The sequence below is a fragment of the Natronomonas sp. genome (assembly GCF_036625485.1).
In the GTDB taxonomy this organism is placed as follows: Archaea; Halobacteriota; Halobacteria; order Halobacteriales; family Haloarculaceae; genus Natronomonas.
Genome location: NZ_JAZKTR010000026.1, coordinates 1 through 21105, shown reverse-complemented (window position 1 = coordinate 21105; position 21105 = coordinate 1). Strand labels below are relative to the sequence as shown.

Below are 21105 nucleotides of genomic sequence, written 5' to 3'. Positions count from 1 at the left end.
GATAGAAGGAGGGCAACGAGGATTATCAGGAAGACGAGGAACATCCCGAGGGTCTCGACAGCCATCGAATCATCCTGATATCGTGCAACGAGTTGCAAGTACCGGTCGATGAGTACTACCGTGTGGGAATCGCTAGCAGGTTATTTACGACGTGTCCACGTCATACTAGGTACCTTCCACCCCAACTATGACCTACACGCTCGAAATCAGTGACGAACTCAAAGACCGACTGGACGACCATCTCGAAGAGGGCGAAACTCACGAAGAGTTCATCGCCGAACTGGTCTCCATGTACGAGACCGAAGGAGCGTTCCTCCAGGAGGGCTATTCGGAGTAACCACGACGTACCAACACGGGCCGACTCGGAAAGGAATCGCGTTCCGAGACACGATGCGGTGGGAGTGGGATTCGAACCCACGAGGCCTTCCGGCCACCTGCTTTCCAGGCAGGCACGATGGGCCGCTCTGTCATCCCACCAGTCACGGCGACTCCGTTCCTGTACCCCGGCTATCGCCCGAAATGCCAGCCTCAGGTGGGTCCGCCACCGGTCTGGGCTTCCTCGCTCTCGCCCCACCCGCCAGCGTCGACGACCTCGAAGAGCTTCCGCCAGCTCTCGTCGTCCTCGCTTTCGGGAAGGGAGTCGCGCAGTTGCTGGAAATCCGATTCCGGGACCATCGTCTCTGCGAGGTCGATGATGACGCGAGCGTGGTAGGCTGCGTCCGCTGGATCGATCCCCTCGATCTCGCTGACACGGTCGACGAACTCCTGCCAGTCGAACCGCTGACCGTGTTCGTGGACCGCTCCCGTCATGTACCACTTGATCTCCATGGGGAGGGATGCGGCGAAGTCCTCGGCGTTCTCCTCGGCGATGCGCTGTCCCAGCGTCAGGAGCGTCGCCCGAATCGCCCGCACTGCCTCACCGGTGTTCGCCAACTCGAGTCGGTGTTGTACCTTTCCGGTAAATTCATCGAAGTTCATACGACTGAACCATCGAGTGGAGCGACATTAACCGTGAGGGGGTTTCCCAATATGTGATACCAACCCACACACAATATCAACCGTGGGCCCGAAACAGGGAGTATCATGACACTAGTCGCCTTCGACTTCGACGGGACGCTCACCCAATCGGATCTCACGGTCCTTCTGGGCGAAGAGTACGACGTGGGGGGTGAGATTCGAGGCCTCGCGGAACAGGGACTCCGAGGCGAGGAGGCGTTCGGAACGACACTCCGTCAGCGGGCGTCGCTCCTCGAAGGAATGCCGGAAGCGCGAGTCAACGACGCCTTCGAACGGTGTAAGCTACGAGCCGGCGCTGCCGACCTGATCGCCGACCTCCGGCAGTCCGACGTTTCCGTTGCCATCATCACCGGGAGTTTCGAACGTGGCGTCGAAATGGCGCTCGAACAGGCGGGCGTTACAGTCGACCACGTGGTCGCGAACCGTCTCGTGCTGGAAAACGGCGCCGTAACGGGTGATGTCGAAGGACCGCTGATCGACGGTGAGAAGGACCAGACGCTCGAGGAACTGGCGCTCGCCGAGGACGTGGACCTCGGACGGACGACCGCAGTCGGCAACGGTGCTACGGACCTCCCGATGCTGCAGGTCGCCGGGACGGCTATCGGCTTCGAACCGGAACCCGTCGTCGAGGACCACTGTGATGTCGTCGTGACTTCGATTCGCGAACTTCGGCTGTACTTCGAACAGCACGAATTCGTCGACACCGGCGAATAACCCGAACCCCCGCAAAGGGAGTCTAAGTAACTGGGAAAGACCAGCACGATATACACTGTCTCCGATCAAATTACTACGTAAGGATGTACGAGAAATTGTCCCGCAGCGAGGGTGAGGTTCTGGGGTACGAGATCCGAGAAGTCCTCACGGAGGACCAACTCGACGAGATATTGACGGAAATCGAGGAGGTCATCGCCGACCACGGGTCCGTTCGATTACTGGTATCCATGCCATCGATACCGTATCCCGACGTGAAGGCCATCGACGACGACCTCGGATTCTGGCTTCGACACAGCGAGAACATCGATCGCTATGCTGTCGTCGGGGAGAGCCCGCTGCTCGAATGGAGCTCGAAAGTCGCGAATCGCGTGTCAGCCCCCGACATCGAATACTTCGAGCAAGCCGAAATCGATGCCGCCTGGGACTGGGTGGAACCGGAAAACAGCGAGTGACAGCGACCATCCCCAACCGGGAGCCCGTGGACTGCCGACGTGTTCGGCGCCGTCTGCTAACCGAACGGTGCCGAATACAGTGGGTATAGTTGACGTGTCTCGATATCTCGGAATCAGGGTAATACACTACACCATCCCGGCCGAAGTCCCTTATGGGGAGAAAGACAATGCCAATCGAAGACCTTGCCCGAAGTGACGTCGTAACGGCCGATCCCGAAACACCAGTCCCGGACCTCGCGGCGATCATGGACGAAGAGGGGGTTGGAAGCGTCGTAATCACGGACGGCGATACGCCGGTCGGTATCGTCACGGATCGAGATCTGACGGTTCGGGTCCTCGGTGGGGAACTGGACCCTGCCGGCCAGACAGCCGAAGACGTGATGACGACCGACCTCTGTACGATCGAGCGTGGCGCCGGTTTCTACGAGGCGACCACCCTGATGGCGGAGAACGGTATCCGACGACTCCCCGTCTGTGACGGCGACTCCCTCGTGGGTATCATTACCAGCGACGACCTGAGCGAACTCCTCGCGGACGAGCAACAACAATTCGCGGAGATCATTCGGGCTCAGCGACCGGAATACTGACCGACCTCCGGTCGCTGTTCGAAGGACATCCCTTCAGGTTCGTCTCGGTTTCTGGGAGGGACCGGGTACCTATATGCGGTTGAGCGTTCAAAAGATAATCAATGCCAGAAGAGATACTTTTCAAGACCGAAGAACAGCGTACGCGGGCTGAGATCGCCGAGGCGCTCACCGCTGCTGCCGACCAGATCGAATCCGGCGCCGTTCATCTGGAGAGCGATACGGAAGACCGAGACGTGAACGTCCCCGAGAACTCGCGGTTCGAAGTCGAACTCGAACGACTCACCGATTCCGAAACCGGGGAAGAGCGATACGAACTCGAATACGAGATCCGTTGGACGAAATGAGCTACTGTCGTACCGTTCGAGTTATCGACAGGAAGCCGACCCACGGATACCGGTGAACGACCCGTCGATGACGGGACACGTTACCAGTGATTGATTACGCTCGGGGTCGTTAGTCGATTAGCTACACGCCCGTGCCGATGCTTTGATCTCCAAGACCATGCCAGCAAACGTTCTCGTTCCCGTCGATGGTTCATCGCAATCGTTCGCCGGGCTCGTGTACACGCTCGTGTCGTTTCCGAACGCGACCGTCACCGCGTTATACGCCCGTGATCCGGAACTCGTAGGCTATCCGGACCTCGACCTCGAATCTCGGGATAGCGACGACGGGCTACGACCTCCCGGAGAACGGGTTCTCGAACGCGCACGTGAGATCGCATCGGGATACCAACACGAAGTCGAGACTGCACTCGAGGTGGGGCGACCCCATCGCGTGATACTCGCGTATCTCGACGAACACGACATCGACCACGTCGTTATGGGGAGCCACGGTGAATCGCCGGTCGTTCGTCCGTTTCTCGGCCACGTCACCGAGGCGGTCGTTCGGCGTGCTTCGGTCTCGACGACGATCATCCCGGAACCCCAGTCCGAACTCCTCCAGCGGACGCTTCCGGGTCGTATTCTGGTTCCAGTCGACGGGTCAGAACAGTCGCTCGCCGCGCTGGAATACGCTATCGACCGGTTTCCCGAAGGACGGATTACGGTTTTCCACGCCGTCGCCCTTCCGTTCGAATACGACCGCGACGCCATCGAGGCGGGACTCGGAACGATCATCGACGGCCTGACTCGACGGGGAGAACGCATCCTCGATTCGGCCGTTCAAGCAATCGCAGACGAGGACCTCATCGTGGAGACCGAACTGGCACACGGCAAACCGGCCCGGTCCATCGTCGACTACACGGTCGAAAACGACTTCGACCAGATAATCATGGGACGTCACGGTCGTTCCCTTCCCGCGCGGATGGTTCTCGGAAGCGTCGCCGAGACCGTTTCACGTCGTTCGGAGATCCCCGTGACGCTGGTCGTAGGCCACGGCGAGACGTCGTGACAGCGCGGTCCTCGTCCGGTGTGGTATCCGAGCCACTTAACGGAGTGTCTCGGCAAACCAGTCGGCCGCCACGTCGGCGACTTCTTCGAGTTCCCCTTCCCCTTCGAAGAGGTGGCCGGCGCCCGGAACGACGTGCAGTTCCTTCTCGACGGTGAGTCGGTCGTAGATCTCGCGGTTGCGTTCGAGTACCTGTGTGTCGTCTCCCCCGACGATGAAAAGCGTCGGCGCCTGTACCTCCTCGATGACCTCCTCGGCCATATCGACCCGTCCGCCCCGTGAGACGACGGCCTCGACGTCGTCACCGATACGCGCGGCGGCTCGTAGCGCGGATGCAGCCCCCGTGCTGGCGCCGAAGTAGCCCACGCCTAGGTTAGCCGTGTCCTCACGATTCCAGAGCCACTCGGTGGCTGCAACCAGACGGTCGGTCAACAGTGGGATATCGAACCGGTTCTCACGCACTCGGTCTTCTTCCTCGGTGAGAAGGTCGAAAAGCAATGTGCCGAGGTCTCGCTCACGAATCACCTCCGCGACGTAGTTGTTGCGTGGGCTCTTCCGGCTGGATCCACTCCCGTGTGCGAAGACGACGATTCCCGATGCGCCGTCCGGAACGTCTAGCATCCCTTCCAGTTCGACGTCATCGACCGGGATAGACACGAGATTCTCGGATGATTTGGTCATACCGAAACAGATGGACCCCTCCGAGTTTATTGTGTGGGTCGTTCCCACTACACCGGAATCTCACGCCCCTCAGGCGGTGGCTACGTCTTTTGATGTGAAAGCCGTGTCAGAATCGCTTCGGCTAACGGATGTTTCTCCGGATGTAGAACGGGGATTCTGCCCGTACTGGATGACGGATGGCTACTGTCGACCGTCTGGCGGATCAGCTTATATACAACCCACCTATCGCAGGGTTCGATGAGAATCATGAGAGGAGTTAACAGGGAGTCGGACGTATGTCGAATATGGAAACTGTCGAGAACTACGACCACCAATCCGGTGTCCACTGTGGAGCGACGGCACTCCGGAACGTGGCACGGTACTACGGCTGGAACTACAGCGAGGCGGCGTGTTTCGGAATCGGCGGCGGCGCGACGTTCGTCCTCTACGAACATCCCGAGAAACAGTGGGTCTCCTTCCGCGCCAGCTCCACGTGGATGGAACGGGCGTTCTTCGAACGCACCGGGATCCCCCATTCCTATCAGAGAGGCGAGGACTTCGACTCGGCCTGGGAGAACGCGACGGCCCGTATCGACGACGACGATCCGGTGATCCTCTTTCTGGACCCGACTAAGTTGCCGTACCTTCCCGAGGAACCGACTCACCTCGCGCCGCACGTCGCCGTGCTGGTCGGCTACGACGAGGAGACGGCGCACCTCTCGGACGGCGCGATGGAGACGCGGCAGGAGGTGTCACGCGAGACCCTGAAGAAGGCGTGGGCCAGCGACGGTGTCGTTCCGTTGGACAACGAGTACCTCACGGTGACCCGAGCGCGGCGGACCGAAGACGGAACCGACGCCGCCGCCGCGGGTCTTCGGGAGGCTGCGACCTATATGATCGAGCCGCTGCACGTCAAACGTGACGCACGCGGACCGGGCCAAGAAGGCCTTCCCGCATTACGGTCCTTCGGGGACTACCTCGGCACGTGGCCGGACCTCCCCGAACCGTATCGTCCGGTACGGGCCGCCCGGCGGAGCATCGACGAACACGGCGAGGGAGCAGCCTTCCGCGGACTCTTCGCCGAATCGCTTGAGGAACTGGGACAGCGAACCGGGCTTGCGCACGACCTTTCGGACCGGATGGCCGGCGTGGCCGAGGAGTGGCGAACCGTCGCCGAACGTCTGGGCGATATTCTGGAGGCCGAGGACCCCCATCCATCGCACTTCGAGGAGGCCGCGGGTCTGGTCGGCGATATCGCCGAACGGGAAGAGGCGATCTTCGAGGCGATCGCCGACGAACTGGGTGACGTCGAGGACTACGAGTAAGCCGTCCTCGGTTCGGTATCGACACATCCGGCTGTGAGGGTCTCTTCGTGCGGTCCAGCCCTCCTACCACGTGGCGATGTAGAACACGATCAGCCCGAGCGACGTGAGGAGTCCCCCGACGGCGGTAAGGGACAGTTGGCCGACGTTGAGCGGCGCCCGAAACCCTCGATCGGCGTCCGGCCGTGAATACCGGAGTTTCAGCAACGCGACGTTGACCAACACGAAGACTATCAACAACATGAGATTGGCTAACCCGGCTACGAGTCCGATATCGTCGAGGAACACGAACGGAATCGTGAGAAGGCCCACGAGGGCGACCGCGTAGTGAGGCGTTTGCCGTGAGGGATGCACACGAGAGAAGGTCTCGGGAAAGACGTGATACTCCGATTTCGACACCCCGTACAGGAGGCGCGAGGTCGAAATCTGGAGGATCAGTACCGTATTCGTCGTCGAGAACAGCGCGATAACGCCGAGTGCCGTTGCGCCGAAGGGACCCCACCCGACGGCGGCGACCTCCGCCAGTGGCGAGGCCGAACGACCCAACACCTGCCAGTCCACCAAGGCGACAGCCGACAAGCCGACCAACACGTACAGGACCGTCGTGATACCGATCGAGAGGATGATGGCCCGCGGAATCGTCACCGTCGCGCCCTCGGTTTCTTCGGCGAGATTGACGATCGACCCGAACCCCAGATAGGCAAAGAATATCAGAAACGAGGCATTGACGACACCGAACAGTCCATTCGGAGCCTGAAGTACCTGTGCGTCGCCCCAAGAGCCGCTTCCGATCCAGATGATGATCAACAGGCCCGCGACCTCGATACCGGTAAAGAGGAGGTTGAGTTTGGTGGATAGTTCGATTCCCCAGAAATTGACGCCGGTCATGAGGACGACGAGGAAAACGGCGATGAGAACCGACGGAACATCCACGAAGACGGACAGATAGCCCGAGAAGGCCAGCGCCACCGCCGCCGACGAGATAACGCCCATCGATAGTCGACCGAACGCTGTCACATCCGCGATGATCTCTCGGTCGAACGCCTTACGAACGTAGATGTAATCGCCTTCCGCTTTCGGGAAGATCGATGCGAGTTCAGCATAGCTCAGGCCGGTCAACGACGCGATCGCGGCGGCCAACAGGAAGGAGACCACGATCGACCCACCGGTTACGCCGGTCGCCTCACCCAAGATCGCGTAAATGCCGGCGCCGAGGATCAAGCCGACACCGTAGACGACGGCCTCCAAGAGTCCGAGTTCCCGACGCAGTGTCGACATCACCTCGCATCTCTCGTGAGGGCCACATAAATTGCAGTGCCGTACCCAGTTTTCGAGACCGGTCCGTAGAACGGCGATTGGAACGCCGACTACGGATTGGCGGCTTCAGGGCCGTATTATCTGCGACCGATGCTACCCCCGCTGGCCGTGAGAGCCACCTCCCGAGCACGGACCGAACAGACGACGTCCCTGACGGGATAATCAGTCCCGAACGACTTTATGATTATACACCGACTAACTCTTTTGTATGACACCCCCTCATTCCGCCCCTGATGAGGCGACCCCGAAGCCGATCAGTGAGGCGGACCCCATTACCGTTCTTTACATCGATGATGAGGCCGACTTTCGGGAGGTGACTGCACGAACCCTCGAACGGAAACACGATCACATCGTCGTCGAGACTGCAACGAGCGCGACTGGAGGGGTAGAGCGACTCGCCGAGGGCGATATCGAGTGTCTCGTAAGTGATTACAAGATGCCCGATATGGATGGCCTAGAACTTCTGGAGACCGTTCGCGCCGAGTATCCCGACGTTCCGTTTATCATCTTTACCGGTAAGGGAAGTGAGGAAGTCGCAAGCGAGGCCATCTCTGCCGGGGTTACCGATTACATCCGGAAGAATTCCGCCACCACCGACCAGTTCACCGTTCTGGCCAATCGCATCGAGAACGCAGTACGTCGGACTCGGGCCGAAAAGCGGTTCGAGGAGAGTCAACGGCGCTTCCGGACACTCCTCAGCAACGTACCGGGACTGGCCTACCGATGTGAGTACGAACCTGAGTGGCCGATGACCTTCGTCAGTGAAGGCGCTACCGCGCTCACAGGGTACGACCCGTCCGCACTGGTCGACGGGGCGGTCAGTTACGGGACGGACCTGATCCATCCGGACGACCGCGACCGCGTCTGGAACGCGGTTCAGGACGCGGTGGAAGCACGCGAACCCTTCCGTATCGAATACCGAATTCGAACCGCGGACGACGAGGAAAAATGGGTCTGGGAGCAGGGCCGAGGCGTGTTCGATGACGGTTCGGTCGTCGCTCTCGAGGGGTTCATCACCGACCTCACCGAGCGGAAAGAACACGAACAGGAACTCGAACGACAGGAGTTCCTGTTCGACCGAGTACAGGACATCGCCGATATCGGCATCTGGGAGTACGACCTTCGGACCGAGGAACTCACATGGTCCGATGGAGTCCGCCGAATCCACGGCGTTGCCGACGACTATGAACCGGTCCTCGACGAGGCAATCGAGTTATACCATCCCGACGACCGCGACGAGATTACCAGCGCAGTCGAAGAGGCGATCGAAGACGGGAGTGGCTACGATCTCGAACTCCGTATCGTCCGAACCGACGGCACGGTCCGAGACGTTCATGCGTACGGCGAGACGCAGACGGATGAGACGGGGGACACTACCATGCTTCGGGGCATGTTCCAGGATATCACCGAGCGTAAGGAGCGGGAAGAACAACTCCGACAGTACGAAAACGCCTATGAATCCTCACTCAGCGGGGTCGCCATCGCAGGTCTCGACGGCGAACTGATGTCCGCGAACCCCGCGTTCCTCGACATGTGGGGCTACGATGATCTAGAGGACATCATCGGCGAACCGGTCATCGGTGGCTGGAAGAACCCGGACAAAGCAGCCGCTGCCATGGACGAGGTCCAGGAGACGGGGAGCTGGGAGGGCGAACTGAAGGCACTGCGGGCTGATGGGTCCACGTTCTCTGCTCGGTGTTCGGCCAGCTATATGACGGATGACGAAGGCGAACCCATCGGATTGCTGGCCTCGTTCGTCGACATCACCGAGCGCAAGGAACGCGAACAGCAACTCGCCGAAGAGCGAGAGAAGTACTCCACGCTCGTCGAAAAGAGCCACGACGGCATCGTGATCATTCAGGACGAGGAATTCGTCTTCGCCAACTCCCGGTTCGCTGAGATAGTCGGCTACGAGGACGACGAGATTCTCGGGATGCCGTTCCTGGAGGCCGTCGCCCCGAGCGATCGGTCCCTGATCGGGGACCGATACGAGCGTCGACTCGACCCCGACCGTGAGGACCCGCCCTCCCGGTACAGGATATCGTTCCAGACGAGTGACGGAAGCAAGCGAGTAGCGGAAGTAAGCGTCGCCCAGATACAGTACGAGGGGGCTCCGGCGGCCCTCGCGTCGATCAGAGACGTCACCAAACAGCAACGGTACGAAGCCGAACTCGAACAGGTAAACGAGGAATTGGAGATGCTCAACCGGGTCGTTCGTCACGACATCCGTAACGATATGGCGATAATTCTCGGCTGGACCGAGATGCTCGACGAGTACATCGACGAAGCAGGACAGGAACACCTCGAGAAGATACTCAATAGTAGCGAACACGTCATCGAACTAACTGAAATCGCCCGCGACTACGTCGAGACGCTATCGGACGACGCCGAGATGGATGTCTATCCGACCCGACTGAAGCCGCTTCTTCAAAAAGAGATCACACTCCGGCAGGAGGCGTACCCGGACGCCGAGATCTCCGTTCGCGGCTCGGTTCCGGATGTCGAGGTGCAGGCGAACGAGATGCTCTCGTCGGCCTTCCGGAACCTGTTGAACAATGCTGTCCAGCACAACGACGAGCGGCCTCCCGTCGTCGAAGTGAGCGCCGAGGAGCGCGAACACGAGGTGCATGTGGCGGTTGCCGATAACGGTCCGGGAGTGCCCGAAAGTCAGCGAGAGGCGATCTTCGGCAAGGGCGAGAAGGGACTCGATAGCCCCGGAACGGGTATCGGGCTCTACCTGGTCCGGACGCTGGTCGAGCAGTACGGCGGCGAGATCCGGGTCGAGGACAACGACCCGGAAGGTGCGGTTTTTATCGTAACGCTCCCGAAGGCCGTGTAAACTCCCGACGCCGCCTCGTCTCGTCCGTCTCGCTGTCGAGTTCCGTGGTTGCTGGTCACAGTGCGTGTGCTGGTTGTCCGGCACCGAGGATTTTAACGCTCCAGCGACCCAAGCGGTGTCCATGCAACTTCGTGAGGCGTTGGGGGAGCTCCCGGAGACGGTTTTCGCCGACCTGTTGGAGAGTGACGAGGCCTATCTGCTCGTCATCGACCTCCCGGGCGCGACCAAAGACACCGTCGACGTTCGCCTCGAAGACGGCCGGCTCCGCATCGAGGCTCGGCGAGAGAAGAACGTTCCGCGGGCGTTCCGATACGTTACCGAGGAACGGTCGCTGTTCCTCGATGCCGAACTCCCGCTGCCGTCGGACGTGACCGGCGGCGGCGCCGACGCGGACGTCGAGAAAGGTGTCCTCACGATCCGCCTCCCGAAATCGGCCGACGAGGACGGCCAGAACATCCCCGTCTCGTGAATCCGGAAACGCGGCCGATGTTCCGAGCGGTACGGTGCCGTAGTCAGCGATGTCTCGGCGCCGAACGACATGACGACGAGGTGGGTGCCGCGTGACACTACGCGCGTACCGACGGTTCTTCGTCGTCGCCTACCAGTTCCTGCCCCTGCTGCTCGCTTACGCTCGGGACCGCAATCGATATCTCTTCTTCGGACCTGGCCGGACGGTTTCGACCGAGAAACGCCAGAAGCGGGCCCAATCCCTGTTGGAGTCGCTGGTCCGTCTAGGACCCACGTTCGTCAAGTTGGGACAGTTGCTCTCGACGCGACCGGACGTATTGCCGCCCGAGTACATCGAGGTGTTCGAAAGCCTGCAGGACGACGTGCCGCCGGCGCCGTGGGCGGAGAGCCGCGAGGTCCTCGAAGCGGAACTCGGCCCCGTCGACGAGGTCTTCGACGAGTTCGACACCGACCCGATAAGCGGCGCCAGCCTCGGACAGGTCTACATCGGCGAGATCGACGGTCAACGCGTCGCTGTCAAGGTGCGCCGGCCGAACATCGAGGACCTCGTCGAGGCCGACCTCCGGGTCATCCGCTGGTCGCTGCCCATCCTGATGCGCTTCGTCAGCGAGACGCGGTCGTTCTCGCTGGAGACGCTGGCCGACGAGTTCGAGAAGACCATCCGCGAGGAGATGGACTACGAGCGCGAGCGCCGCATGCTCGAAGAGATCGGCGAGAACCTCGCGGACAACCCGAACGTCCGCGTGCCTGTCGCACTCCCGGAACTGTCGACTCGGCGCGTGCTGACGATGGAGTACGTGAAGGGGACGAAGATCTCTCAGATCGACAACCTCGACCAGTTGGGCGTCGACCGGACGCAACTGGCGAAGACGCTCCAGCGCGTCTACCTCCAGATGATAATCGACGACGGCGTTTTCCACGCGGACCCCCACCCCGGAAACCTCGCCGTCCAGAACGACGGAACCATCGTCTTCTACGACTTCGGAATGAGCGGCCGGGTCGACCCGTTCATCCAGGAGAAGATCGTCGATTTCTATCTGGCCGTCGCCCGACAGGATACCGGCGCCATCCTCGATACGCTCATCGAGATGGGGACGCTCAGTCCCGAGGCCGACCGCGAGGTCATGTCCAACGTCATGGAGTTGGCCATCGCCGACGCTCGCGGCGAGGACATCGAGCAGTACCGCGTCCAGCAGATCATCGAACAGGTCGAGGACACCATCTACGACTTCCCGCTGCGGTTGCCCCCGAACCTCGCGCTGGTGTTGCGCGTGGCGACTGTCGTCGAGGGCGTCTGCGTGACGCTGGACCCGGATTTCGACTTCATCGCCGTCGCCACCGACTATCTCCGCGACGAGGGCGTACTCGAGGAAAGCGCCCGCGGCTACCTCGAAGGCCGCGGCGAGGAACTGCAGAACCTCGGCGAATCGCTGGTTCGCGTCCCGCCGAAACTCGAATCCACGCTGGACCGGATCGACCGCGGCGACGTGACCGTCGGCGTCGAACTCGAAGACGAACAACCGCTCGAAAAGCTGGCCAAACGGCTCGTTCTCGGCATGTTGCTGTCGGCCGGCCTGCTGGCGACGACGGTTCTGTACGCGTTCGCCACGCTCGAAGCGACCGCAGTCGCGGCGGCCGTGTCGACGCTCCTGGTCGGCCTGCTGTGGCGCTCGTTCCGCAAGCGCCGCGGCATCCGCGCCAAGCCGCAGTTCACCCGACAGGCCATGCGCGAACGGCAGGACGACGAGTAAGGAACCTACGATACCGTCGCGAGGACCAGTACGTGGAGGTTCCACGCGACGACGGCCACCCCGAGCGTGGCCAACCCGAGTGGTACCCCCACGCAGTGGGGCTCCGGAACGCGTCTCCAGAGGACGTAGCACCCTCCGAAGACCGCTGCCTTCAGCGAGAGCATCGCCGCGAGGGTGGAATAACGGAAGATCTGGGCAGCGAGCGGCTGGATTTCGATGACACCTCCAAGCCGGAGACCGACGGTCGTCGTCACCACGTCACCGGCCCCGAAACAGAGGAGGGCGATGGCCCACAACTGCATCACGTCGAATCCGGGACCGCTGCTCACGGCCGGTTCGCGGTGACTCATGGCCCCGGCTACGCCGGAGATAGTGATTGTAACATCCGGCTTACCCGTCCGCAGACGGCGGTAAGGGGTGTCTTCCGCATCGACTGGGTCCGTGAGCCTCGGACGGCGCCCTTTTGAGGACGCCCACCGACCCTTCGGTATGCGCATCGAACCGTTCGCTCTCGAACGCTGGTTCGCCGAGGTGGAAGCCGACGCCGACATCATGCTCGCCGAAAGCGGCGTCCGCCCCCTCGACGCGAGCCGCTTCGATACCGACCCCGGCGAACTCGGCTACGTCATCCCCACCGCCGGCGACCCCGAGTTTCGCGAGACCATCGGCGCCCACCACGACCGAAGCGCCGAGGAGACTGTCTTCACCTGTGGGACACAGGAGGCCAACTTCCTCGCCTTCCTCTCGTTGGTCGATTCCCACGCCGTCGTCGTGACGCCGACCTACGGGTCACTCTCGGAGGTGCCCGCCGCGCTCGCGGAGACGACCGAGGTGCCTCTCTCGGAACCGGACTGGACCCTCGACGTCGACGCCGTCGCCGAGGCGATTCGTCCCGATACCGACCTCGTCGTCCTCGCCAACCCGAACAACCCCACCGGCCGGTATCACGACGAGGAGGCGATGCGCGCGCTCTACGAAGTCTGTGCGGACAACGGCACCTACCTGCTCTGTGACGAGGTCTACCGCCTGCTCGACGACGATCCAGCCCCTCCCGTTGCCAGTTTCGGCCGCTATGGTATCTCGACGGCCGGTGTCTCCAAGTCCTTCGGCCTCGCCGGCCTCCGATTCGGCTGGCTCTGTGGACCGACCGCCGTCGTCGCCGCCGTCGAGAACTGGAAGGATTACACCACCATCTCGCCCTCGAAGTTCGGCCAGCACGTCGCCCGGCAGGCGTGGGACCGCCGCGAGGAAATCCTCGCCGAGAACCGCGACCACACCGCGAAGAACCGGGAGTTGGTCGTCGAATTCCTCGAGGAACACGACCTCTCGTGGTCGGCCCCCGACTGTGGCACCAACGCCTTCGTCGAGGTTCCCGAGGGCTTCGCCGGCGGCGAATCCTTCTGCCGGGGCCTCGTCGAGGCCGAATCGGTCGTCCTCGCGCCGGGGGAGGCCTTCGACCGCCCCGACTGGTTCCGCATCGGATTCGGCCTCCCGCAGGAGGAACTCGTCGAAGGGCTGGCACGCGTTGATTCGTTCCTCCAGCGGCACACCTGAGCACGCCCCCACCTCGACCGCCTTTTATACTCGCCGGTAGTCGCCGAGACGCGTTCCGTCGAGCAGATAGGCCTCGCCGTCTGCCAGCCCGTCGGGCAGAAACGGCGAGAGAAAGCCGTCGGATTCGTTGACGAAGGTGCCGCCCGAGCGGTCGTTGAACGCCGGGCAGACGACCATCCGGTCGCCCACCTCGTCGTAGTCGGGAAAGCCCCCGGAGTCGATACCGCCCCGGAGCCAGACGCGTTCGGTGCGGCTGCCGCCCACCTCGTCTTCGAGTCGGACCAGCGGGTGTTCGTGGGCAGTACACAGCGTCGGTGCGGCGGCAACCTCCTCGGTGGGCCACGTGTGACCGTGACAGAACCCCACGTCTCCGATTCGGGTTCCGGGGCCGTCGACGACGGTTACGTCCGCGATTCCATCGGCGACGGTTTCGATGTTCCCGTCGTGGTTGCCCTTCGTAATCGTGACCGGGACGCGTTCGGTGACCGACTTCAACAGCGTCTCCAGTTCGATGCGCTCGGCGCCGGTCGGGTCGCCGATGGCGTCCGCGAGGTCACCTAAAAAGACGACGCGGTCGGCGTCGGTCTCGACCAGCAAGCGGAGGAGACGCTCGCGGCGCGTCTCGGCGTTGCTCCGCAGTTCGACGCCGTCCCGGCGCAGGCCCACCTCGATGCCGGCGTGGTAGTCGGCGACGACGAGGGCGCGTTCCGACCCGCAGTCGGCGACAGCGGCCGGCCGGTCGGGCACCGGGTCCAGCATTCAGATGGACTTGAGCGTGCCGTCCGATGGCTCGTAACACCGGCCGCTCATGAGGGCGTCCTGAATCGCCTCCTCGACTTCCTCGGCTGCGACGCCGTGGGATTCGACGAGCGAATCGACGAGTTCGTCGCGGTCGGCTCCGTCGCCCTCGTCGAGTTCTTCCATCGTCTCCATCACCGCGTCTTCGAGGTCGACCTCGCCGGCGGGTTCGGCCTCTTGCCCGGCTTCCGCTTCATCTACTGGTTCCTCTTCGACCGGTTCGGGTTCGGTGCTGCCTTCCTCGACGTCAGTTTCGGCCTCCGGCGTCTCGATACTGGCTTCCTCGACCTCGTCGGCCGTCGAGAACTCGGTGCCGTATTCCTCTTCGACCTGTTCGCGCGTCTCCTCGTCGAGGTCGAACTCGCCGGGGTCGAAGTCCTCCAGTTCCTCCTCGACCTCCTCGCGGACCTCCTCGTCGGCCTCGAACTCGCCGGGTTCCTCGACCGATTCCGAGGCTTCGGTTTCCGGCGTCGCTTCGCTCGGTTCGGGTTCTTCGCTCGGTTCGGGTTCCGGCTCGGCTTCCGGGGTCGATTCGGCTTCCGTAGTCGTCTCGGAGACGTCCGATTCGGCCGTCTCGTCGGCGGGTTCGGGTGCTTCGGCTTCGGCTGATTTGTCCGTGTCGGGTTCGGTTGCTTCCTCGATGGGCTCCGTTTCGGTCTCCGGTTCGCTCGTCGATTCGACCGCGCCCGATTCGTCGACGCCGGCCGCGGCAGCCGCGGTCGACGGTGAGGGGGCGCCCGACAGGTCGACCGTGGCGAGGTCGCTCGCATCGCCCATTCCCTCACCCGGGGCTACATCGAGGCGTCGGACCTCCTCGCGTTCGCCCGCGACGACGCGGGCGGCATCGAGAGCGGTCTCCCGGAGCGCGTCGAGGTAGGCGGGTGTCGTATCGTAGTAATCCAACGCGAGCGCGACGCCGTCGGCGAGGCGCTCGTCGACGCCCTCCTCGATTAGGGCGGCGCGCAACTGGTCGCCGCTCAGTTCGGCTTCGATAGCCGAGGCCATGACGCCGATACGGTCGATGGTACGCTCGGCCGTCGTGACGACCCAGCGGTCCCGTGTTTCGGCGTCGACTTCGCTGACCGATTCCGGCCTGACCGACGTGTAGATCTGGTCGCCGTCGTCGGGTTCGAAGGTTCGGGCCTTCCCGGAGAGGGCGACGAAGGTCGGCGGTTCGGCGCGTTCGAGGAAGGCCAGCGCTTCGGGCTGGTACTGGCCGGCGTAACTGACGAAGGCGCCGGTCGGGTCGACGATGCGGCCGCGAACCATCTCGGGGTTGACGTCGTCGACTTCGGTGAGGACGCCGACCGCGAAAAGGCGGTTGACGCGCGCGCCCGTCGGCGTGACGACGTAGTTCGGCGCGCGCTCCTCGTCGCTTTCGCTGTAGGAGAACTCCGCGTCGTCGAACTCGGCGGCGAAGAGTCTGTACGCGACCTCCCGTCGGCCTGGGCCGGAGTCGCTCATGCGCCCACCTCCGCCAGCAGATCACGGGCACGCGACTCGGGGTCGTCGTCGCTTTCGGCGAACTCCTCGGCGTCGAGGTTCGCACCGTACTCGTCGACCGACAGCGCCCCGCGGACGCGGTACTCGCCGCCGACCAGTTTCTCCCTGATGTCATCGGCCACGACCTCGCGGTCCATCGCATCGCGAGCGTGTTCTAAGGCCTCTTCGAGCGTGCCGCCGTAGATCTCCTCGGTCAAATCGCGGCCGAGAACGACGGTGACGGTGTCCGTTCCATCGTCGAGGATGGCCTTCACGCGCATGTCGTCCTCGGGGTCGACCTCGCCGTGGCTCCGACACTGGTCGTTCTGGACGACGCGGCCGCACTCCGGACAGCGCTGGATGAGGCCCGAGCCGTCCCGGACCTCGATGACGTTGCCCACCAGTTCCACGTCGAAGACGCCGCCGGCGCCGACGGCCTCGCCGACGGTCATCCGGGTCGCCGAATCGCTGACGTCGACCTCGGGGGCGGGTTCGACCGTCGAGAACTCCGTGACGTTCACCGAGGGAACGCCCCGGTACTCGCGGACGTAAACGTCTTCGAGGCGGACGGATTCGCCTTCCACGATCTCGTCGTGGGGGTCCCAGTCGGTGAAAGGCAGGCGAGCGGTTTCGTCGCCGAGCACGCCGCTGAGAATCTCGGTCTCGCCGTCGCGGCCGTCGATGGTCTTGGATTCGACTTCGACGGCTTTCACCTCGACCGTCCGACCCCGGTCACCGGGTTCGAGATCGAGCAGGTCCCGCTCGCCGCCGATATCGTAGGGCACTTCGAGCGGTTCGTCACGCAGCGTGACCGTCGTCGACTCCCCGAGGTTGAGTTCGGGTTCGCCCTCCCACTCGCGGACGCCCGCGTTGCCCGCGGTGATGGTGTCGCCGGGCGACAGCGAGAAGTCGGTCCACGCGGTGTAGGAGATGCGGCCGGTCTTGTCGGCCAACTCCCCTTCGAAGATGGTCTGGTCTTCGCCCTCGTAGCGGATGGAGCGCTTGCCGACCGTCAGCACGCGCGCGGTGACGGTGACGTTGCCCATGTCGGGTTCTATGTCACCGACGTCGGTCTCGGGCGGTTCGTCACCACCGCCACCGCCATCGCCGTATTTCCGGCGCAAGCTCTGTTTCGCCTCGTCCATCGGCACCGAGTACGAGACGAGCTTCTCCAGGTCCTCTTTGACCTCCGTTTTGTCTACGCCGAGGCTGGAGGCGAGTTCCTCGGCAGCATCGTCTAAGCTCATCGAACGGACGTTGGACAGGGGAGCCCAAAAGCGTTCGCGCCGATGGCACCTGTCGTCGCTGTTCCCGCTGACCGGCGGGTGGCAGCCTTCTTAAACCCGCTCGACTAGCGCCTCGTCCCGGCCGCCGACGCGGACGATGGTGTTCTCCAAAGCGTACTCGCGGGCGTAGCCGAGCTTGGTTTCGGCCTCGGCGTGGATCGTGTAGAGTTCGTCGCCCGCGGCGACGGTATCGCCCGTCGACCGGTGCAGTTCGAGGCCGGCACCCACATCGGCCGGTGCGCCCGCCCGTCGGGCCAGTTCGCTGACTTTGGGGTTGGCCACGTCGGTAACGATGCCATCGCGGCCCGCGACGATGGTCTCGGTCCGGCCGCCGGGCTGGAGGTCCGCCCGAGAGACGTCGGGGTCACCACCCTGTGCGGCGATGATTTCACGGAACGTTTCGAGCGCGGCCCCGGAATCGAGGAGTTCGGCCGCCGAGGCGTCGGCGATGTCGGCACCGTCCTCGCGGGTTATCTCGAGGAGGATATCGGCGAGGCGGAGGCTCTTCAGACGAAGTCCGGCAGGGCCCTCTCCTTCGAGAACCGCGAGGACGTCACGGGCCTCGAGGACGGGCCCGATACCGTGGCCGACCGGGTCGGTTCCACGGGTGATCGCACACTCGACCCGGAGGCCGAGATGGTTGCCGACGCGTTTGAAATCGGTCGCGAGTTCGCGGGCGGCATCGAGGTTGGTCACCTTCGCGCCCTCGCCATAGGGCACGTCGACGATGATGTGGCTCGACCCGGCCGACTGCTTCTTCGAGAGGACCGAGGCGATGGTCTGACCCGGTGGGTTGACCGAGAGGGGGTTCTGGGCCCGAATCATCTTGTCGTCGACCGGCGAGAGGTCGACCGCACCGCCCCAGACCATACAGCCGCCGACGTCCTCGACGATATCCCGGATCTCGGACAGCGAGAAATCGACGGCACAGAAGACCTCCATCGTGTCGGCGGTGCCGGCCGGCGAGGTGACCGCCCGTGAGGACGTTTTCGGTACGGTCAGTCCCGCCGCAACGGCGATGGGGACGACGATCGGGGTGACGCGGTTCCCGGCGACGCCGCCGACGGAGTGTTTGTCGGCGACGATCGGCTGGTCCCAGTCGAGTCGCTCGCCGATTTCCGACATGTGTTCGGTCAGTGTCTTCGTCTCTTCGAGGGAGAACCCGTTCGTGTGAGCGCCACAGATGTATGCCGAGAGTTCGAGGTCCGACAGTCGGTCGTCGTAGATGTCGGCGACGATCGCTTCGAGTTCCTCGTCGTCGAGTTCCTCGTCGTCGAGTTTTCGCTTGATACTATCGACGGAACTCGGACGCGGTGCAGTGGTCACCTCGACCGCCGCCGGCGGCCGCCTGAGTCCGTGCGTGACCCCGAGCGTTCCCGCCTCGACCAGTTCGTCGGTGATCTTCACGATGCCGACTTCGGTGATCTCGTCCCAACTGATCTCGACGCGGTCGAGGGCGTGCGCGCCGAGCGTCTCCGCATCCGCGCTGTTGAGCAGAACGACCGGCCGCTTGGTGCCGATATCGATCGGCTCGACGGAGAGGCGCATATGCTAGTTTCTACCCCTGACGGCTTAAGAACCACCGCCGTGTCCGGTATGCGAGCGTCTTGCATTATTGATAATGCTTAACACCCGGCGTCACCGATGGAGTAGTATGATGGACGATATCTTCGTCGCCCGACTGATGTCCTCGGAACTGCAGACGGTCACGCCCGACACGCTCGTGGAAGACGCCGCCCAACTGATGATCGAGAACGACATCGGGTCGGTGCTGGTCGTCGGCGAAGACAACGGCCTCGAAGGGATTCTCACGTCGACCGACTTCGTAAGCATCGTCAGCGAGCGGAAGCCGAAAGACCAGACGGCGGTTTCGACCTACATGAGCAGCGACGTCGTGACCACCACCGCACAGACCCCCATCGAGGAAGCCGCCGACCTGATGCTCGAACAGGGTGTCCACCACCTGCCCGTCGTCGACGAGACGGAGGGCGTCATCGGAATCATCACGACGACGGACCTCACCACCTACGTCGCTCGGTTGCAGTCCCCGACGGCCTGAGGTCGGAACCGGTCGAAAGCCTCCCGAACGTCAGACGCCTGCCCGACGGGGCTTTTTGTAGTTCGTCAGCCAAGATTTCCTCCCCGACAATGTCGCCCATAGAGACCGACCCGGCGGATAGCGTGCCGATAGAGGTCAGTCTCGACGCTGACGAGACGGAGGTTCCGGCCGTCGAAGCCGATACCCGCATCGATATTCTCGTCGAGACGGAGGCCTACCCGACGGCGCGTCTCGACGACGGCCGCTACGTCGCGTGGTGGCACACGACGGACTGTCCGGCACCTGACGACCCCGCCACCAGCGAGTGGGTCACCGCGCCGACCCGGTTCCTCGCGGCCGGCACGCTCCACGAACTCTGGGAGAACCCCGCGGCGATGGATTCGTTGGACGCCTAATCGACCAGTTCGAACTCGATGCGGTGGACGTCGGCACCCTTCGACGTGTCTTCGATGACCTCGACGCGGCCGATCTCGTCGAGGGAGTCGACGTGCGTGCCCCCACACGGACACATGTCGAAGCCCTCGATCTCGACGACTCGAAGCGGGTCGACCGAATCCGGAATCAGGTCCAGTAGCGCCCGCCCCTCCGTGACGTTCGCCTCGACCTGTTCGCGTGGGCGATTCTCCTTGGTGACCGAGAGGCCGCGCTCGATCACCTCGTTGGTCCGTTCCTCGATGAACGCGATGTCGTCAGCATCGAAGTTCGCCGGCTCGAAGTCGATGCGCGAGCGGTCCTCGTAGACCTGATTGCCAGCCGTCTCGGCGCCGTACTCGTCGAGGACGACCCGCGAGAGGACGTGCTGGGCGGTGTGCATTCGCGTCAGTTTCTCGCGTCGTTCGGTGTCGATCTCGGCTTCGACGGTGGTCCCCTCGGCAGGTACCTCACCCTCCAGTGACTCGATTCGGTGTCGAACATCCCCATGATTCTTCCGTACGTCGCCGATCTCGGCTCGCCCGCCGTCCCACTCGATGACGCCGTGGTCGGCCGGCTGGCCGCCGCCTTCGGCATAGAAATAGGTGCCATCGAGGACGATGTACTCCGGCGTTGCCTCCGTTACCGTCGCCGAGAACGCAGTCACGTCGTCGCTGTCCGGGAGATACAGGAGGTCGGTCATGCTTGGCCGTTATGGCTGCAACTGCAAGAAGCGGTCGGTCCCGCATCGGGAACAGCGACCGATTCCGGCGCGTTATGGTACTTATATGTTGGTGTCAATCCATGTTCACAAGACTCAAATGTCGTTTTATGTGTTTTCGTCCCCAACGAATATGCGTATGCAAGAACTCAGCCGACGTCGGTTCGTCCAGGCTACTGGTGCGACGGTTGCAGTCGGCGCTATTGCCGGCTGTACCGGCGACGGTAACGGCAACGGCGGCAACGGCAACGGCGATACCGAGACCGAAGGTGGCGACGTAC

At 63.0% G+C, this 21105-nt stretch carries 23 protein-coding genes and 1 tRNA gene; 14 read left to right on the top strand and 10 right to left on the bottom strand.

The genetic code is table 11. The annotated features are described in order from the left end of the window. Window positions 1–187 precede the first annotated feature (187 nt). Window positions 188–337, top strand: a complete 150-nt coding sequence (locus V5A53_RS04495) for a DUF7557 family protein (protein WP_332312381.1) — start codon at window positions 188–190, stop codon at window positions 335–337. Between the two features lie 56 nt (window positions 338–393). On the opposite strand, the gene V5A53_RS04490 is transcribed toward V5A53_RS04495, so the two are convergent. Both V5A53_RS04490 and V5A53_RS04485 read right to left on the bottom strand, forming a co-directional pair. After that, window positions 394–477 (bottom strand) — tRNA-Ser (locus V5A53_RS04490). A gap of 51 nt (window positions 478–528) precedes the next feature. Continuing rightward, on the bottom strand, window positions 529–978 hold the full coding sequence (locus V5A53_RS04485) for a DUF2267 domain-containing protein (RefSeq protein ID WP_332312380.1): 450 nt from the start codon (window positions 976–978) through the stop codon (window positions 529–531). A 105-nt stretch (window positions 979–1083) separates the two neighbouring features. On the opposite strand from V5A53_RS04485, the gene V5A53_RS04480 reads away from it, so the two are divergent. From V5A53_RS04480 to V5A53_RS04460, 5 genes are all read left to right on the top strand, one after another. Next, window positions 1084–1731: an HAD family hydrolase gene (locus V5A53_RS04480; protein WP_332312379.1), complete on the top strand. Its 648-nt coding sequence runs from the start codon at window positions 1084–1086 to the stop codon at window positions 1729–1731. 83 nt (window positions 1732–1814) lie between these two features. Continuing rightward, window positions 1815–2183, top strand: a complete 369-nt coding sequence (locus tag V5A53_RS04475; RefSeq protein ID WP_332312378.1) for an STAS/SEC14 domain-containing protein — start codon at window positions 1815–1817, stop codon at window positions 2181–2183. A 167-nt stretch (window positions 2184–2350) separates the two neighbouring features. Continuing rightward, complete coding sequence (locus tag V5A53_RS04470; RefSeq protein ID WP_332312377.1) at window positions 2351–2770, top strand: CBS domain-containing protein; 420 nt, start codon at window positions 2351–2353, stop codon at window positions 2768–2770. Between the two features lie 101 nt (window positions 2771–2871). Continuing rightward, a complete protein-coding gene (locus tag V5A53_RS04465) occupies window positions 2872–3114 on the top strand; it encodes an amphi-Trp domain-containing protein (RefSeq protein ID WP_332312376.1) in 243 nt (80 codons plus the stop codon). A 157-nt stretch (window positions 3115–3271) separates the two neighbouring features. Continuing rightward, window positions 3272–4159 (top strand): universal stress protein, encoded by an 888-nt coding sequence (locus tag V5A53_RS04460; RefSeq protein ID WP_332312375.1) that lies wholly within the window; start codon window positions 3272–3274, stop codon window positions 4157–4159. A gap of 36 nt (window positions 4160–4195) precedes the next feature. Here the strand turns inward: V5A53_RS04460 and V5A53_RS04455 are convergent, their stop codons facing one another. After that, window positions 4196–4837, bottom strand: a complete 642-nt coding sequence (locus V5A53_RS04455) for a dienelactone hydrolase family protein (protein WP_332312374.1) — start codon at window positions 4835–4837, stop codon at window positions 4196–4198. Between the two features lie 284 nt (window positions 4838–5121). Here V5A53_RS04455 and V5A53_RS04450 point away from each other — a divergent pair, with 284 nt between their 5' ends. Then, window positions 5122–6141: a BtrH N-terminal domain-containing protein gene (locus V5A53_RS04450; RefSeq protein ID WP_332312373.1), complete on the top strand. Its 1020-nt coding sequence runs from the start codon at window positions 5122–5124 to the stop codon at window positions 6139–6141. Between the two features lie 63 nt (window positions 6142–6204). Here the strand turns inward: V5A53_RS04450 and V5A53_RS04445 are convergent, their stop codons facing one another. Beyond that, complete coding sequence (locus V5A53_RS04445) at window positions 6205–7416, bottom strand: APC family permease (RefSeq protein WP_332312372.1); 1212 nt, start codon at window positions 7414–7416, stop codon at window positions 6205–6207. A 247-nt stretch (window positions 7417–7663) separates the two neighbouring features. Here V5A53_RS04445 and V5A53_RS04440 point away from each other — a divergent pair, with 247 nt between their 5' ends. The 3 genes from V5A53_RS04440 (at window position 7664) to V5A53_RS04430 (ending at window position 12513) form a co-directional block, all read left to right on the top strand. Beyond that, window positions 7664–10294, top strand: a complete 2631-nt coding sequence (locus tag V5A53_RS04440; protein WP_332312371.1) for a PAS domain S-box protein — start codon at window positions 7664–7666, stop codon at window positions 10292–10294. Window positions 10295–10415: 121 nt separating this feature from the next. Next, entirely contained in the window at window positions 10416–10763 is a 348-nt protein-coding gene (locus V5A53_RS04435) for an Hsp20/alpha crystallin family protein (protein WP_332312370.1), read from the top strand. A gap of 91 nt (window positions 10764–10854) precedes the next feature. Further along, entirely contained in the window at window positions 10855–12513 is a 1659-nt protein-coding gene (locus V5A53_RS04430) for an ABC1 kinase family protein (protein WP_332312369.1), read from the top strand. Window positions 12514–12518: 5 nt separating this feature from the next. Here V5A53_RS04430 and V5A53_RS04425 read toward each other — a convergent pair whose 3' ends face one another. Further along, window positions 12519–12863: a DUF5658 family protein gene (locus V5A53_RS04425; protein ID WP_332312368.1), complete on the bottom strand. Its 345-nt coding sequence runs from the start codon at window positions 12861–12863 to the stop codon at window positions 12519–12521. A 139-nt stretch (window positions 12864–13002) separates the two neighbouring features. Between V5A53_RS04425 and V5A53_RS04420 the strand changes: the two genes are divergently transcribed. Continuing rightward, window positions 13003–14067 (top strand): pyridoxal phosphate-dependent aminotransferase, encoded by a 1065-nt coding sequence (locus V5A53_RS04420; protein ID WP_332312367.1) that lies wholly within the window; start codon window positions 13003–13005, stop codon window positions 14065–14067. Between the two features lie 24 nt (window positions 14068–14091). Here V5A53_RS04420 and V5A53_RS04415 read toward each other — a convergent pair whose 3' ends face one another. The 4 genes from V5A53_RS04415 to V5A53_RS04400 form a co-directional block, all read right to left on the bottom strand. Next, window positions 14092–14826 carry a metallophosphoesterase gene (locus tag V5A53_RS04415; RefSeq protein ID WP_332312366.1) on the bottom strand — a complete coding sequence of 245 codons (735 nt, stop codon included), beginning with the start codon at window positions 14824–14826 and terminating at the stop codon, window positions 14092–14094. Beyond that, window positions 14827–16329 carry an RPA family protein gene (locus V5A53_RS04410; RefSeq protein ID WP_332312365.1) on the bottom strand — a complete coding sequence of 501 codons (1503 nt, stop codon included), beginning with the start codon at window positions 16327–16329 and terminating at the stop codon, window positions 14827–14829. It abuts the gene before it with no gap. Then, window positions 16326–17594 (bottom strand): Single-stranded DNA binding protein, encoded by a 1269-nt coding sequence (locus tag V5A53_RS04405; RefSeq protein ID WP_332312364.1) that lies wholly within the window; start codon window positions 17592–17594, stop codon window positions 16326–16328. The genes V5A53_RS04410 and V5A53_RS04405 overlap by 4 nt, the downstream gene beginning before the upstream one ends. Window positions 17595–17684: 90 nt before the next feature. Then, on the bottom strand, window positions 17685–19181 hold the full coding sequence (locus tag V5A53_RS04400; protein WP_332312363.1) for an AMP phosphorylase: 1497 nt from the start codon (window positions 19179–19181) through the stop codon (window positions 17685–17687). A 109-nt stretch (window positions 19182–19290) separates the two neighbouring features. Here V5A53_RS04400 and V5A53_RS04395 point away from each other — a divergent pair, with 109 nt between their 5' ends. Together V5A53_RS04395 and V5A53_RS04390 are read left to right on the top strand one after the other, a co-directional pair. Continuing rightward, window positions 19291–19692, top strand: a complete 402-nt coding sequence (locus V5A53_RS04395) for a CBS domain-containing protein (RefSeq protein ID WP_332312382.1) — start codon at window positions 19291–19293, stop codon at window positions 19690–19692. Window positions 19693–19781: 89 nt separating this feature from the next. Then, window positions 19782–20087: a hypothetical protein gene (locus V5A53_RS04390; protein WP_332312362.1), complete on the top strand. Its 306-nt coding sequence runs from the start codon at window positions 19782–19784 to the stop codon at window positions 20085–20087. Here V5A53_RS04390 and V5A53_RS04385 read toward each other — a convergent pair. Continuing rightward, window positions 20084–20806 carry an alanyl-tRNA editing protein gene (locus tag V5A53_RS04385; protein ID WP_332312361.1) on the bottom strand — a complete coding sequence of 241 codons (723 nt, stop codon included), beginning with the start codon at window positions 20804–20806 and terminating at the stop codon, window positions 20084–20086. The genes V5A53_RS04390 and V5A53_RS04385 overlap by 4 nt on opposite strands. Here V5A53_RS04385 and V5A53_RS14545 point away from each other — a divergent pair. After that, window positions 20724–21105, top strand: a 382-nt coding sequence (locus V5A53_RS14545) for a twin-arginine translocation signal domain-containing protein (protein ID WP_442928674.1), incomplete at its 3' end; no start/stop codon positions are given. The genes V5A53_RS04385 and V5A53_RS14545 overlap by 83 nt on opposite strands.